We start from the raw sequence: 13,590 nt of genomic DNA, 5'->3' as shown, positions 1-13,590 counted from the left end.
GATCAGGACTTGCAGTTGGACAAAATAAGAACAAATGTAAGGGCCTGACCTGGAGCCTGCCCATGCCCTATGCCCATTCCGACAAGACCCAACTGACCGCCGAAGACGTCCGCGCCCGCCTGAAACTGGAAGGCGGCAAACAGTTCGTGATGCATACCGAGTTTGCCCCCGCAGGAGACCAGCCGACAGCGATCAGGGAACTAGCCGGCGGCGTTCTCGACGGCGAGCGCGATCAGGTCCTGCTGGGCGCGACCGGGACGGGCAAGACCTTCACCATGGCCAAGGTGATTGAAGAAACCCAGCGCCCCGCCATCATCCTTGCCCCCAACAAGACGCTGGCGGCGCAGCTATATGGTGAGTTCAAGGGCTTCTTCCCCGAGAACTCAGTAGAATACTTCGTGTCCTACTACGATTACTACCAGCCCGAGGCCTATGTGCCGCGCTCGGACACGTACATAGAAAAAGAATCCCAGATCAACGAACAGATCGACCGAATGCGCCACTCGGCCACGCGGGCGCTGTTGGAACGGGATGACGTGATTATCGTCGCCTCGGTGTCCTGCATCTACGGCATTGGTTCGGTCGAGACCTACGGGGCGATGACGCAGGACCTGAAGGTTGGCAATGAATACGACCAGCGGCAGGTGATGGCCGATCTGGTGGCCCAGCAATACCGCCGCAACGATCAGGCCTTTCAGCGTGGCTCGTTCCGGGTGCGGGGCGATTCACTGGAAATCTGGCCCGCCCACCTTGAGGATCGCGCCTGGAAACTGTCCTTCTTCGGTGAAGAACTGGAACAGATCACCGAATTCGACCCGCTGACCGGTGAGCGCGCAGCAACGATGGAACAGGTGCGGGTCTATGCGAACTCGCACTATGTGACGCCGAAACCCACGATGCAGCAGGCGATCATCGGGATCAAAAAGGAGCTGCGCATCCGGCTGGACCAACTGGTGGGTGAGGGAAAGTTGCTGGAAGCGCAACGGCTGGAACAGCGCACCAATTTCGATCTGGAAATGCTCGAGGCCACCGGTGTCTGCAACGGGATCGAGAACTATTCGCGCTATCTGACAGGCCGCGCACCGGGCGAACCACCCCCGACCCTGTTCGAATTCATCCCCGACAATGCCATCGTTTTCGCCGATGAAAGCCATGTCAGCGTGCCGCAGATCGGCGGCATGTACCGGGGCGACTATCGGCGCAAGTTCACGCTGGCCGAACACGGGTTCCGCCTGCCGTCCTGCATGGATAACCGGCCCCTGAAGTTCGAAGAATGGGATGCCATGCGCCCGCAATCCGTCTTTGTCTCGGCCACCCCCGCCAAGTGGGAGATCGAACAGACCGGCGGCGTCTTCACCGAACAGGTGATCCGCCCCACCGGCCTGCTGGACCCCGAGGTCGAAATCCGCCCCGTGTCGATGCAGGTGGACGACCTGCTGGACGAGGTGCGCAAGGTCGCCGCCATCGGCTTCCGCACGCTGGTCACGACGCTGACCAAACGCATGGCCGAGGACCTGACCGAATACCTGCACGAGCAGGGCATCAAGGTGCGCTACATGCACTCGGATATCGACACGCTGGAACGCATCGAAATCCTGCGCGACCTTCGGTTGGGCGCGTTTGACGTGCTGGTCGGCATCAACCTTCTGCGCGAGGGGCTCGACATCCCCGAATGCGGGCTGGTCGCCATTCTGGACGCGGATAAAGAGGGGTTCCTGCGGTCCGAGACTTCACTGATCCAGACCATCGGCCGCGCCGCGCGTAACGCCGATGGCCGTGTTATCATGTATGCCGACAAGATCACCGGTTCGATGGAGCGCGCCTTGGGCGAAACCAACCGCCGCCGCGCCAAACAGCTTGCCTATAACGAGGAACACGGCATCACCCCCGAGACGGTGAAAAAGAATGTCGAGGACGTTCTGGCCGGGCTCTACGAAGGCGACGTGGACATGAATCGCGTCACCGCCACCATCGACAAACCGATGCACGGTGCCAATCTTGAGGCCCATCTGGACGGTCTGCGCGACCAGATGCGCAAAGCCGCCGAGAACCTGGAATTCGAAGAGGCCGCCAACATCCGGGATGAGATCAAACGTCTGGAAGCGGTCGATCTCGCCGTCGCCGACGACCCCATGGCGCGTCAATGGGCGGTCGAGAAAGCCTCGGAAGACGCGGTTAGGTCGCGTGGGCGGTCAACGGCTGGGAGGCCGGGCCAACGGGGTGGGAATGTGAAGCGGCGGAAGAGGTGATAGCCTCTACTTTTTTTCGCCAAGTGGCTTCAAACCCAGGGTATCTCGATAGGCATTTATCGCAAATTCTCGCTGCGCCAACCACTTTTGTCTCTCAATATCCCAGGTTTTTAGAGCTACCTGTTCAGTCGCTCTCGCTCGTTCATACGAACCGATTACCGTGCCAAAGAGAAGCATCAATGAAAATGCCAAAACAGAAGCTGAAACGTTAACGGCTTTGTTTGCTTCCTTTGTGATCAAAAATATCGCCAACCCGCCAATAAACGTCAATGCTACCGGCAAAACATTACCTGCAGCGGCAGTACGGCTACTACCCATAAGTAACCCGATAACGCCTGCCAAACATCCAAAAACCAGAACAAGTCCTAAAATCGTTCCGTAAGAAACGTCCATTTTGGCTTCGGCGCTAACGCATCTGTCCCTCACCAAATTGAACAAAAACAACGCTAAGACTGAAGTTAGGGCCAGTGCTAAACTGCACCCAAACAATACTGCTGTTTTCTCCAAAGATAGTAACAAATCAATTTTATACATTGAGTTCATCCAGTGTTAGCCACGGGGCAAAGTTGTTTGGATCTCCGAATGCATCTGGTGATGGTTGGTTTGCCATGAAGCCCTCCCAGTCATCACCAAACTCAAGTGGGCTTTCGAAACAATTTAGCAGCTGTGTTGATTCATCTAAACTCAACGTCTCGCCGGATTTCCGTTTTAGTGTAAGTAGCTTACAGCCACCGCCTTCCTGCTCAAGCTCGCTGCTTTGGCCAGCCGATGCATCATCTTGCTCCGTTTCATCTTCGGCTGTTGAATCTGAAAACTGTGCGAATGTGGTTGTGCTGAATAGTGCAAATACCACAACTATTGATTGCAAATACAAACTACGTTTCATACCAAACCCTCAAAAACCAACATACCTTATCATCTTTTTTTGGCATCTCATAATCTTACCAAAGGCGCTGGATGGATTTTCAACTCATTCCTCCAATGCTCTCTAAACTCAAAAAAGGGGATATGACCCTTACCTACTCACAAACGTATACTAAGAACTTGCAGCCAAAACCCTTCTATTTCGCGTTTGAGATCACAAATTGTGGTTCCAAACGGTTGCCGTGACGCACCCCAACACGTTCTCTCTAGGCGTGAGATCTAATGCGCCATTCACCGAGTGCACGGCGCTCGTGTGGTACAGGCAAAGGACCAGGCGCGCTTCTCAGGAAAATCTGTCAGCAAGCGTAGGATGGGTGCTCGCACCCATCTTTTTTGTGATGAACATTGATGGGTGAAATCACCCATCCTACAGCCCGACACTACCCTTACAGCCCAACGCCCTCTCCTCCACGTTTGAAAAAACAGGTTGTGTTTTCAAAACGGTTGTCATGACGAACACCCCACACAGCCTGCACGAATTCCAAAGCGCCATTGACCGGGTACGGGGCACCCGCGTGGTGCTGGCCGAGGATCTGGCGCAGTTTTATGAAAAATCCGTCAGCGCCTTCAATCAGGCCGCCTCGTGCACTACTAACGTCTGTCGTAAAGACAGATCACCACCCTTGCCCAAGGCCCATCGACAGCTAAGTTTCCGTCATGCGCCTTCTTCTGCTCACGATACTCCTCGCCACCCCGGCCACCGCATGGGAGGCCTCGGTGGGTCAAATCTGCACCCTGTCGCATGACACCGAACAGGCCGAAATCTTCCTGACCTACGACCCGTCCCAACCTCTCTATACGCTGACGGTCACGCAAAAGACCGAGGCCTGGACACAGGCCCCATGGTTTGCCATGCGGTTTGAGGGGCCGAACCCGATCGAAATTGCCACCTCGCGCCATGTGTTGTCGGACGGTGCGGCCTCGCTGACTGTCACGGATACCGGGTTCGGAAATGTGCTGGACGGGTTGGAATATAATCAGACCGCCTACGCCTTCACTCAGGACGGGGTGGCCGAGTTTCCTTTGGACGGTGCCGCGCCGCAGGTCCGCATTTTTCGCGACTGCGCCGGGGCTCAATTGTCCTGAGGTGAAGAAATCAGGCCGAACGGATCAGGGCCGCACGAATTTCGCGTTCCCCACAGCGCGTTGTCTTGCCGTGCCGGATGTGGGTGATTTGTTGGCGCGCACCTGACCTGACTTTTCGCACGAGACACCGTTGCGGTCCGGGTCATAGCGTTCGTGATACCCGGCATAACCTTTGCGGAAGGGACCAAAGCCAAGCTTTGCGGGTGCTTCGCAGCCTGACAGGGCGATGAGGTGCAGGATCGCTCCGTTCCGGTCGAACTCGGACATTCGGATGTAGATGTTCGCCGCGATCAGAGCAGTTGTCAGGGGTAAGGCCACGACCATCAGCCCAATGCGAAAAGGCGACAAAGCCCGCCGCCGCGTCGCATCAGCGCGCAGGTGTCGCTTTGAGGGCTGCGGGTTCAGGTGTTCCTGTTCCTGCGTAGGGCGATCCAAATCCATACCCCGTCTGTATACGCGATTTGTGGCAAAGCCGAGGCGGCGGCGACCCGACGGGCTGGAACTGTGTCCCTCAAACCCGTATCAAATGGTCATCTCTGACGCGACAGCAAGCCGAGTGCGATGCCCAAGGCCGACCCATACCAACCCACGGACGATACAGCGCGCAAGTTGGCGCGCGATCTGGTGGGCAGCGCTAGTTTTGCCGCGCTGTCCTTTCTGCGCCCGGACAACGGCTTGCCATCATCGTCGCGCATTGCATTGGCGACAGATGAGAATGGGCAACCGATCTCGTTGATTTCAAACGCTGTCCGATCACACACGTGCTCTGCACGCGAACCCAGCCTGTGCGCTATTGATCGGAGAACCGGCGGACAAGGGCGATCCGCTGACACATCCGCGCCTAACATTGCACGCCACAGCGCAGTTGATCGCCCGAGGCACACCCGATCATGCGGGTCTGCGCCTGCGCTATCTGGAGTTGCGCCCGAAGGCCAAGCTTTATGTCGATTTTGCCGACTTCGGGTTTGTTCGCTTTGACATCACCGACGGGCTGCTCAACGCAGGGTTCGGAAAAGCCTACCGTCTGAGCCCTGCGGATTTCTAGACGTCATCGGACCACGTGAACCGCGCATTTTGCGTGGCGCACCACATGCGTCGCGGTAGACCCCAACAGCAGGTCCTGCATCCCCGGCCGATGCGATGCCATGATGATCAGATCCGGGCTGTGTGCCTCGGCCCAGTCCAGGATACTGCGGCCCGAATGCCCCTCGATCACCAGCCCTTCGGCATTGGGCAGTTTTGCGGCAAGGTCATCCAGCTCGGTCTGAATGGCCTTGCGCGCTTCGGTCAGATATTCGGCGGGCATGTAGGAAATCGCATAGTTGGGAATATGCTCGACAACATGCAGCAAGGTGACCTTTGCGTCCGGTGTTGCCAATACCTCGGCCAGTTTGATCGGGCCGGACGTATCCCGTTCGGTGTCGAAGGAAATGGGGACAAGAATGTTGTGATACATTTTAGGGCCTCCGTTTAACCGCAGTCATAGTAAACCACGCGGAAATCAGAGGCCTTGATCCAGGTCAGGATCGGTCAAAGGTTTCGGCCACCTCGTACATGACCGGTTCGAAACTCTTGCATAATTCATTGAGCTTGCGGTTGCGGTCCCGCATCTCGGGCGTGCGCAACATGGCCAGGAAATCCTCACGGCGTTCCCACTGTGAATAGTTGGCAATGCGGGTCTGCGCGTCGTTCACATGAAGGCCCGCTGATACGAATCCCGGCTGCTTGGAGATAAAGCTGGAATAGGCATCCGTCAGCGCTTCCAACAGGTCCTGACAGGTTCCCGGTGTCATTTCAAATGTTGTAATGACGGTCTGCACGGTTGCGGTTTTGGCGATGGTCGGCATCTGATCCTCCTTTGGCTGATCTCAGCCTAGCACAGGAAACCTATAAGTCGCGCAATTCCTTGGATTCTTGTAATTTTGGCAAGAGAATGACGGCCGCCCGCTTGGGGCGACCGCCTGAGCACTTACCGCTCCATTCGCACCAGAACAGATGCCGTACCCCTCAGGTTTTCCTGCCACCGCAGGCGAACACCGTCTTCGTTGTTCCCCTGCTCGACATCGACATAGGGCGTGGCATAGCGAACTGTGCCAAGCGTACTTCTGAGCGCCCCCAGCGCGGTGACGGAATCGCAGCTTCGCGCCTTGCCCTTGAATGGCAAGCGGGCAGAGGTCCAAACGCTCCATGTCCCGGCAGCCGTGTTCTGTGTATGGCGAAGCCGAAGAGGGTTCGCTACTTTCTTGTCGATACCGTGAAAGGTGTTGTTCTGGAACGTCACATTGACGTGGCGATCCTTATTGAGGTCAGCAAACGTTGTATCCACCCGCTCGGCGCGTTCAATGTCGCTGCTGCTTGACCGGAACACGTTCCCCGTTACCGAAAGCCCGTTCAGAAAATGCCCCGGCCCATGGGGGCGGACCACGATATAGCTGAACCAGGGCGGTGCTTCGCTGGAATAGAAGATGTTGTCCGTGATGCTCATGGCGCTGAACGAATTGCCCGAAACATAGCTGGGTTCTGCGTCGCGCTCGTTGCTCCATTCGATAAAGCAGTTGTCGATGTAGTTCTGGGCAATGGTCGAGCTGTTGTAGGTGCCAATCATGATCAGGCCAGCGGTGCGAACGCCCTGCGGAATGCTGTCCCCCTGAAAGAAATGATTGCCCAAAATCATGTTGTTGTCGCCGCCCACCACGGCGAAATGCTTGAACCTTACGACGCGGTTATGGCGCAGCTTGATGTCATTCGCGTTTGTGTTCAGCGCAATCGAGTTACGCTCGGGCACGGTGAAGGATTCCTCGGCGGACAGGAACTGGCAATTGTCGATCAGCATCCCCTTGCACCCGGTCCCGGTTGACGAGATGCCGCGATCTTTGGGGCGGCTGATGAAACAATCGTTCAGCGAAAACGTGCTGCCCGACTGCGCCAGACGGATGGCGCTGCACCGGCTGTTGCACTGGAATTCGATCTGCTCCATGCCGAATTTGCGCAGCGTACTGAAGCCGCTGAAATCCAGCAGATATTTGAAGGACTGGAACGTATAGGTCTGCGTGCCCGAGGCGTCATAGATCGGCGCATTCAGCGTGATCTCGCCCGCACCGACATCCTTGGATCGCACGTAAATCTCGCGCCCCACGCCTGCGCCCTGCACCAGTGATCCAACAGGGATATTCGCCACATTGGCCACATCCGTAAGGCGGGTATTGTCGGAAGGGTCATAGGTGGCGACCGAGGTGAAGGTCTCGGTGTCCCAATCCGTGCTGCTTTTGACGTCGAACTGTCCGTTACGGATCACACGTCGGGTGGAGAAGCCTTGCTTGTTGGGCACAGCCGCCGCCATATCAATCGGCCCCGTCACCGCGACCTTGCGCCCGCCAAGATCCAGCGAGTCGTGGTCCGAGTTGTTCAGCAAAGCCTGAAATGCCTTTTTGAAGGCCAGTTCCTCATCCCCGAAAGCGGTGATGTAGGCAGGCAGATCGAAATTCTTGGTCAACAGCAGCATCTTGTCGTCGGGCATGGTCACCGTGCCTTCGAAATCCATCTCGGACGCCATGCTGGTATTTTCGGCCAAATGATACGTGCCCTGCGGAACATAGACCCGACGACCGCCCGCAGCCTGATCCGCCGCCTCGAACGCAGCCGAGTCATCGGTGACACCGTCGCCAATGGCCCCGTAATCGCGCACATCCACAACGCTGATCATCTCGCGCAGGAACACGCCGCTCACATCCGTGATCTCGATGTCATCGACCCGCACCAGTGCGCCGTTGGCACCAAGGATATCCAGACCAAAATGGCCGTACAGCGCATCGACACCCCAGGGCATGTCCACCCCGGGGCGACGCCCGGTGCCGACGATTGCGGTGATTTCATGCACTGCCCCATAGCCGGAAAGCTGCGTCGCCGGCCCCTCTTCGATCACGCCGGTCAGGTTTGTATCCCCGGCCCCGCCAGCCCAGGCCGCAATCCGAACCTCGGGCAACGGACCGCTGACGGCTTTGACACGCGCCTTGATCTGCAGATAGCAGCCGGGCAGCAGTGGCGTCTGGCCCATATAGCGCAATTGCTGCGTTGGATTGACCTTCAGAATCTCAAGACAGCCGCCAAAATCCGCATCCGCTGGCACAAATGCCCCCGTGCCCGACCCGGCATAGGTGGGCGAGCCCGGTGTCCCGTCCCCCGCAGACCAAACCCCCAGACCATCCGCGAATTGAGGCGGCATGAAAACGATGCCGTCGGTGATTGCCTTGTTCATAGAAATCCCTTTCCCAATCGCGCCGCACAGAACAGCGACACGTTCAAACCCTCAGCCCGGGTCCACCCCGAACGCGAAAGTCTGAGTATCCAAAAGGGATTAACTGCGGCTCATCCCACCGTGACGGTGGCGTTGCCTCAGGCTGATGGGTCGGAATTGCCCAGCAATTGCACGCCGTTGATTTTCCAACCGTTTTCCTGCTCGATCATCTGGTAGTCGAGAATGTGAACCCGGCCGTCACCATCCACGATCATGACCTTTTGCCACAGCGCGCCCGCAATCTCGCGCAGTTCCAGAAACCGCACCTCGGACGGCCGCCACACCATCGGATAGCCGTTGCGCACCATGGCACCAAAGTTGTCGGGATTCTGGAACAGGCGCTGGATATTCGGGCTGGCAAAGGTGAAGGCGGTGGCGAAATCATCGGCTTCGAACGCTTCGATCTGCGCCGCGATATTGGCCTCGATCTCTTCGCTCTGACCATAGGCACCCGAAGCCAGAGCGACACTCAGGGATACAGCAAGCAAAAATCGACGCATGGGGCCACCTCCTGACGGAAGGGTAGCCCCAAGCGGGATCAGGTCAAATCAGACCAGCTCTCCGGCCAGGGCCTTGTCGATCAGTGCGATCGTCTCGGCCACGCCGTAAAGCGCGATGAAACCACCAAAGCGCGGCCCCTGCGAGGCCCCCAGCAGCACCTCATAAAGCGCCGTGAACCAACCGCGCATCGGGTCGAACCGCTCGCGTCCGATGGAATAGACCACTGATTGCAGCGCCTCGTCCTCGACCGGGCCGTCATAGGCCTCAAGCGCAGCTTTCAGCGCCTCCAGCGCTTCGCGTTCCTGATCGGTTGGCGCGCGGTGCTTGCGGGTCGGTTTGACGAAGTCGTTGAAGTAGCGCACGGCAAAGCCCGCCGCCTGATCCAGATCGGGATGGCTTTCCGCAGTCGCGTCGGGCGCGTAACGGCGGATAAAGCCCCACAACGCCTCTTTGTCCTCGGCCCCGGACACTGATGCCAGGTTCAGCAACATCGCAAAGGGCACCATCAGGGTCGACTCGGGCACCTCTCCGCCATGGATATGCCAAACCGGGTTGTTCAACTGCGCCTTCAGGTCCTGACCCGGATAGGCACGCAACTGTTGATGATACTCGTCATAAGCTTTTGGGATCACATCAAAATGCATCCGCTTGGCGGTCTTGGGCTTTTGATACATGAAATAGGCCAGCGACTCGGTCGGCGCATAGGTCAGCCATTCGTCAATCGACACGCCATTGCCGGAGGACTTGGAGATCTTCTGACCGTTTTCATCCAGAAACAGCTCATAGCTGAAATGCTCAGGCGCACGGCCACCCAACGCACGGCAGATCGCGTCATAGATCTTTTCGTTGGTCGCGTGTTCTTTGCCGTACATCTCGAAATCGACGCCCAGCGCCGCCCAGCGCGCGCCGAAATCCGGCTTCCACTGCAGCTTCACGTGGCCGCCGGTGACGGGCACGGTCCATTCCTTGCCGGTTTCATCGTCAAAGGTCACCGTGAAGGTCTCGGCGCAGACCTTTTTCATCGGCACATACATGACCCGCCCGCTTTCCGGGTGCAGCGGCAGGAAGATCGAATAGGTCTGCTGGCGTTCTTCCCGCAGGCTTTTCAGCATGATTGCCATGATCTCGTCATAGCGTTCGACCGCGCGCTTGAGGATCTCGTCAAACTGCCCGGACTCGTAGAATTCCTTGGCCGAATAGAACTCGTAATCGAACCCAAAGGTATCAAGAAACCGCCGCAGCATCGCGTTGTTGTGCGCGCCAAAGCTGTCGTATTCACCGAACGGATCCGGGACCGAGGTCAGCGGGCGCTGCAAATGCTGTTCAAGTATCTCAGGGTTCGGTACATTGGTCGGAACCTTGCGCATCCCGTCCAGATCGTCCGAGAAACAGATCAGCTTGGTGGGGATATCCGACAGCGCCTCGAACGCACGCTTGACCATCGTGGTCCGCGCAACTTCGCCAAACGTGCCGATATGCGGCAAGCCAGAAGGGCCATAGCCCGTTTCAAACAGAACATAGCCCTTTTCCGGCGCATTCTTCTGATAGCGTTTGAGCAACCGGCGCGCCTCTTCAAAAGGCCAGGCCTTGGACGACATTGCGGTGTCACGCAGTTCAGACATTTCGATATGCTCCATCGGGAAGGCTGTGCCGGTCACCCGATGCGACCGGACCGACCCCTCCTATTGTGCTAGTGCAGCATGAGTCAATAATGGCTCATGCTTTTTCGGCCCAGCAAGCGTGGCAGGCTGGTCGCGCGCAGACGAAATCGGCCTGACTGGTCAGCCAATCCCCAAGATCGCGCGCGCCTCGGCCGGAGATGCGACCGCGCGCCCGGCGTTGCCAGCACATGTGGCCAGCGCTTCGATCAACTGCCCGTTGCCCGAGGTTTTGTCGCCTGACGGCAGATAGAACGTGTCCTCAACCCCGGTGCGCAACATACCACCCAACTCGGCGCTCAGCTGGTGCACTGGCCAAATGTCCGCCCGCCCGATCAGCGTTGTCTGCCATTTTGATCCGGGGATCATGTATTTCTGAAGCAGACGCAGCAGATCACCATCCACCGGCATGCCCGAGGCGACACCCATCACAAGGTTATACTGTGCTTGCCTGGCCATTCCCGCACGCACATACATCTCGACCGAGCGGACAATGCCCACGTCAAAGCACTCAAACTCGGGAATGCTTCCGGTCTCTGCCATTACGTCCAAAAAGCCCTGCACCTTTTCGGGCGGGTTATCGAAGACCATCGGTGGCCAGGCCCAATCGCCCGAGGCCCGCAGCTTGAGGTAGTTCAGCGTCCCGGCATTGCAGGCCGCAATCTCGGGCCTGAGTTCACGCAACACACCGACCGGTGCGCTGATATCCGCACCGGGCAAGCCGGTGGTCGAATTGATCAGCACGTCCGGACAGGCATCGCGGATTGCATCAGTAATGTCGCGGGCAACTTTTGGATCCCAGCTGGGCAAGTGACCGCGACCGGGGCCCTGATCCCTGTAATGGACATGAATGATCGACGCCCCTGCATCATAAGCCTCATGCGCCGAGGCTGCGCAGTCTTCGGGGGTAACCGGAACGGGATGCTGCGCCGGGTTGGTCAGCACCCCGTTCAGCGCACAGGTCAGGATCGCCTTATCCATGGTTAAGGCCGTGGCAGGCACCAAACGCAGCGGGTTTGATGGGGGTGGTTGGGTCGTTCAAATGGGGGCTCATAAAGGCTCCTGTTCGGGGGGATTTGCATAGATTGCGTCGATTAAAGCGGCATGGTTTTCCTCGATCACCCGGCGCTTCATCTTAAGGGTCGGGGTCAGTTCATCGGCGTCCTGAGACAGAGGTCGGTCCAGAATACGGAATTCATGCACCTGATTGACGCGAGAATAACGAGGGTTGATCTGGGCAATGGCGGCAGCGACAACCTCTTGCACGCGGGGATGCAACGGTGTCGGATTGTCCAACCCTTCAGCCTTGGCAAAGGCGGCCAGCGCATCTTCCGAGATACTCAGCAGCGCGGCCACGAATTTGCGCCCATCTCCCAACAACATGGCGTGTTCGACCAGCGGAATATCCGTCAGGTCATTTTCAATCGCGGCGGGCGAGATGTTCTTGCCGCCGGTGGTGATCAGAATTTCTTTCTTGCGCCCGGTGATGGTGACAAACCCATCCTCGTCGATCTGCCCCAAGTCACCTGTAAGAAGCCAGCCATCTTCGGTCAGGGTTTCGCTGCTGGATTCAGGGTCTTTCAGATACCCATCAAAGACGTTCGGACCACGCACCAAAACCTCACCGTCCTCGGCAACGCGCGCCTCGATGCCCGGCAGAGGTTTGCCGACACTGCCCAATCGGTTGGCGCTGGCGCAGTTCATCGTGCTGGGGCCGCAGGCCTCGGACTGGCCGTAACCTTCATAGACATCGATGCCGAGGCCGAAAAAGAACTGCAGTGTCTGAACCGAGATCGGTGCCGCAGAGGACAGGATCGTACCGCAATCCGCCAGCCCCAATGCGCGGCGCACCCTTCTCAGCAACAGCCGATCAGCCAGACGGTATTGCAGCGCAAGGCCAAAGCCGGGCTTTTGACCCCCAAGCCGCTTTTGAGCCACCTCCTGCCCAACACCCAGTGCCCAGCGCGCCATCGCGCCTTTGGCCCCTTTTGCCGCAGCAACACCCGTGGTGATCCGTTCTTCGATCTTCTGCCAGACGCGCGGCACGCCCAGAAACACCGTTGGGCGGCACAGGGGCAGCACATCGCGCATGGTCAAAGGGTCCAGACAATACCAGACCTGACTTCCAAACACGGCTTGGCCCAAAATCGAGTTGTTGAACTCTGCAATATGGGCCAGCGGCAGGTATGACAGCATACGCGCGCCGTCCTTGACCTGCATGAACTCACCAAGCGTCTGCGTTATCCAGATCGCGGCGCGATGCGACAGCACAACCGCCTTCGGTTTCCCGGTGGTCCCCGATGTATAGACTAGAAGTGCCGTGTCTTTCAGCGTCAGCGCATTGCGGCGGGCGTCCAATTCGGGCTGAAACTCTGCCCCGCCAAGCCCAAGGAAATCAGGCCAGGACAGCACATCGGCCTCTGCCACCTGTCGGTTCATGGACACGACGTGGCGCAGACCCGGGACATCTGCCCGCACCGATTGCACCCGCGACAGGTTTTCGTCCGTGTCGCACAAGACCAGCGGGCAATCCGAATGGCGGATGATATAGTCAATCTCTTCGGCTGATGAGGTGAAATAGATCCCTGTCGGATTGCACCCGGCCGCCATTGCCGCATGGGCCATGACCACCCATTCCGGGCGATTGCGGCCGAGAATGCAAACGACCTGTCCGGGGTCAAGCCCCAAGGCGATCAATGCACGACCCGCCCGCTCAACCTCGGCCCCGAACCCCGACCAGCTTTGCGATCGCCAATCCCCATCAACCTCGTGCCAATAAGCAGGCGCATCCCCAAGCCGCCTGACGGTGTCGATCAGGTGAAGCGGTACGGGCTTCAGGGTATTGGCGTCGATCGGCTGCATCTCGTCCTTTCCGGGG

The 13,590-nt window shown here is 58.1% G+C and carries 13 protein-coding genes; 3 read left to right on the top strand and 10 right to left on the bottom strand.

All coding sequences use genetic code 11. The features are described 5' to 3' along the window. Positions 1-62 precede the first annotated feature (62 nt). Entirely contained in the window at positions 63-2,249 is a 2,187-nt protein-coding gene (gene uvrB, locus ACR0C9_RS02115; RefSeq protein ID WP_170452231.1) for an excinuclease ABC subunit UvrB, read from the top strand. A gap of 6 nt (positions 2,250-2,255) precedes the next feature. On the opposite strand, the gene ACR0C9_RS02110 is transcribed toward uvrB, so the two are convergent. Together ACR0C9_RS02110 and ACR0C9_RS02105 are read right to left on the bottom strand one after the other, a co-directional pair. Next, positions 2,256-2,783 (bottom strand): hypothetical protein, encoded by a 528-nt coding sequence (locus ACR0C9_RS02110; RefSeq protein WP_170452233.1) that lies wholly within the window; start codon positions 2,781-2,783, stop codon positions 2,256-2,258. After that, positions 2,776-3,135 carry a hypothetical protein gene (locus ACR0C9_RS02105; RefSeq protein WP_170452235.1) on the bottom strand — a complete coding sequence of 120 codons (360 nt, stop codon included), beginning with the start codon at positions 3,133-3,135 and terminating at the stop codon, positions 2,776-2,778. Before ACR0C9_RS02105 ends, ACR0C9_RS02110 begins: the two co-directional genes overlap by 8 nt. Positions 3,136-3,830: 695 nt before the next feature. Between ACR0C9_RS02105 and ACR0C9_RS02100 the strand changes: the two genes are divergently transcribed. Further along, on the top strand, positions 3,831-4,259 hold the full coding sequence (locus ACR0C9_RS02100; protein ID WP_480625686.1) for a hypothetical protein: 429 nt from the start codon (positions 3,831-3,833) through the stop codon (positions 4,257-4,259). A 24-nt stretch (positions 4,260-4,283) separates the two neighbouring features. Here the strand turns inward: ACR0C9_RS02100 and ACR0C9_RS02095 are convergent, their stop codons facing one another. Continuing rightward, on the bottom strand, positions 4,284-4,700 hold the full coding sequence (locus ACR0C9_RS02095) for an excalibur calcium-binding domain-containing protein (protein ID WP_480780281.1): 417 nt from the start codon (positions 4,698-4,700) through the stop codon (positions 4,284-4,286). Positions 4,701-5,052: 352 nt separating this feature from the next. Between ACR0C9_RS02095 and ACR0C9_RS02090 the strand changes: the two genes are divergently transcribed. Next, on the top strand, positions 5,053-5,304 hold the full coding sequence (locus ACR0C9_RS02090; protein ID WP_480780280.1) for a hypothetical protein: 252 nt from the start codon (positions 5,053-5,055) through the stop codon (positions 5,302-5,304). Positions 5,305-5,307: 3 nt separating this feature from the next. Here ACR0C9_RS02090 and ACR0C9_RS02085 read toward each other — a convergent pair whose 3' ends face one another. From ACR0C9_RS02085 to ACR0C9_RS02055, 7 genes are all read right to left on the bottom strand, one after another. Next, positions 5,308-5,715, bottom strand: a complete 408-nt coding sequence (locus tag ACR0C9_RS02085; protein WP_170452242.1) for a universal stress protein — start codon at positions 5,713-5,715, stop codon at positions 5,308-5,310. Between the two features lie 64 nt (positions 5,716-5,779). After that, a complete protein-coding gene (locus ACR0C9_RS02080; protein ID WP_170452244.1) occupies positions 5,780-6,106 on the bottom strand; it encodes an antibiotic biosynthesis monooxygenase family protein in 327 nt (108 codons plus the stop codon). 122 nt (positions 6,107-6,228) lie between these two features. Continuing rightward, the gene (locus ACR0C9_RS02075; protein WP_170622331.1) at positions 6,229-8,514 is read right to left on the bottom strand and encodes a glycosyl hydrolase family 28-related protein; all 2,286 of its coding nucleotides are present in this window, start codon (positions 8,512-8,514) and stop codon (positions 6,229-6,231) included. A 137-nt stretch (positions 8,515-8,651) separates the two neighbouring features. Then, a complete protein-coding gene (locus ACR0C9_RS02070) occupies positions 8,652-9,053 on the bottom strand; it encodes a DUF4864 domain-containing protein (RefSeq protein WP_170452248.1) in 402 nt (133 codons plus the stop codon). A 48-nt stretch (positions 9,054-9,101) separates the two neighbouring features. Continuing rightward, positions 9,102-10,676, bottom strand: coding sequence for a lysine--tRNA ligase (locus ACR0C9_RS02065; RefSeq protein ID WP_170453123.1), 1,575 nt, complete (start codon positions 10,674-10,676; stop codon positions 9,102-9,104). A 159-nt stretch (positions 10,677-10,835) separates the two neighbouring features. Beyond that, positions 10,836-11,693: a beta-keto acid cleavage family enzyme gene (locus ACR0C9_RS02060; RefSeq protein ID WP_170452250.1), complete on the bottom strand. Its 858-nt coding sequence runs from the start codon at positions 11,691-11,693 to the stop codon at positions 10,836-10,838. A 69-nt stretch (positions 11,694-11,762) separates the two neighbouring features. After that, complete coding sequence (locus ACR0C9_RS02055; RefSeq protein ID WP_480780279.1) at positions 11,763-13,574, bottom strand: AMP-dependent synthetase/ligase; 1,812 nt, start codon at positions 13,572-13,574, stop codon at positions 11,763-11,765. Positions 13,575-13,590: the final 16 nt, after the last annotated feature.

The organism is Ruegeria sp. C12, assembly GCF_056537745.1.
The sequence above is the reverse complement of the archived record's forward strand: the minus strand, read 5'-3'. Positions and strand labels throughout refer to the sequence as shown.

Coding starts and splice junctions, on each gene's coding strand:
- uvrB (WP_170452231.1), top strand. CDS start 63: ATGCCCTATGCCCATTCCGACAAGACCCAACTGACCGCCGAAGACGTC.
- ACR0C9_RS02110 (WP_170452233.1), bottom strand. CDS start 2,783: ATGTATAAAATTGATTTGTTACTATCTTTGGAGAAAACAGCAGTATTG.
- ACR0C9_RS02105 (WP_170452235.1), bottom strand. CDS start 3,135: ATGAAACGTAGTTTGTATTTGCAATCAATAGTTGTGGTATTTGCACTA.
- ACR0C9_RS02100 (WP_480625686.1), top strand. CDS start 3,831: ATGCGCCTTCTTCTGCTCACGATACTCCTCGCCACCCCGGCCACCGCA.
- ACR0C9_RS02095 (WP_480780281.1), bottom strand. CDS start 4,700: ATGGATTTGGATCGCCCTACGCAGGAACAGGAACACCTGAACCCGCAG.
- ACR0C9_RS02085 (WP_170452242.1), bottom strand. CDS start 5,715: ATGTATCACAACATTCTTGTCCCCATTTCCTTCGACACCGAACGGGAT.
- ACR0C9_RS02080 (WP_170452244.1), bottom strand. CDS start 6,106: ATGCCGACCATCGCCAAAACCGCAACCGTGCAGACCGTCATTACAACA.
- ACR0C9_RS02075 (WP_170622331.1), bottom strand. CDS start 8,514: ATGAACAAGGCAATCACCGACGGCATCGTTTTCATGCCGCCTCAATTC.
- ACR0C9_RS02070 (WP_170452248.1), bottom strand. CDS start 9,053: ATGCGTCGATTTTTGCTTGCTGTATCCCTGAGTGTCGCTCTGGCTTCG.
- ACR0C9_RS02065 (WP_170453123.1), bottom strand. CDS start 10,676: ATGTCTGAACTGCGTGACACCGCAATGTCGTCCAAGGCCTGGCCTTTT.
- ACR0C9_RS02060 (WP_170452250.1), bottom strand. CDS start 11,693: ATGGATAAGGCGATCCTGACCTGTGCGCTGAACGGGGTGCTGACCAAC.
- ACR0C9_RS02055 (WP_480780279.1), bottom strand. CDS start 13,574: ATGCAGCCGATCGACGCCAATACCCTGAAGCCCGTACCGCTTCACCTG.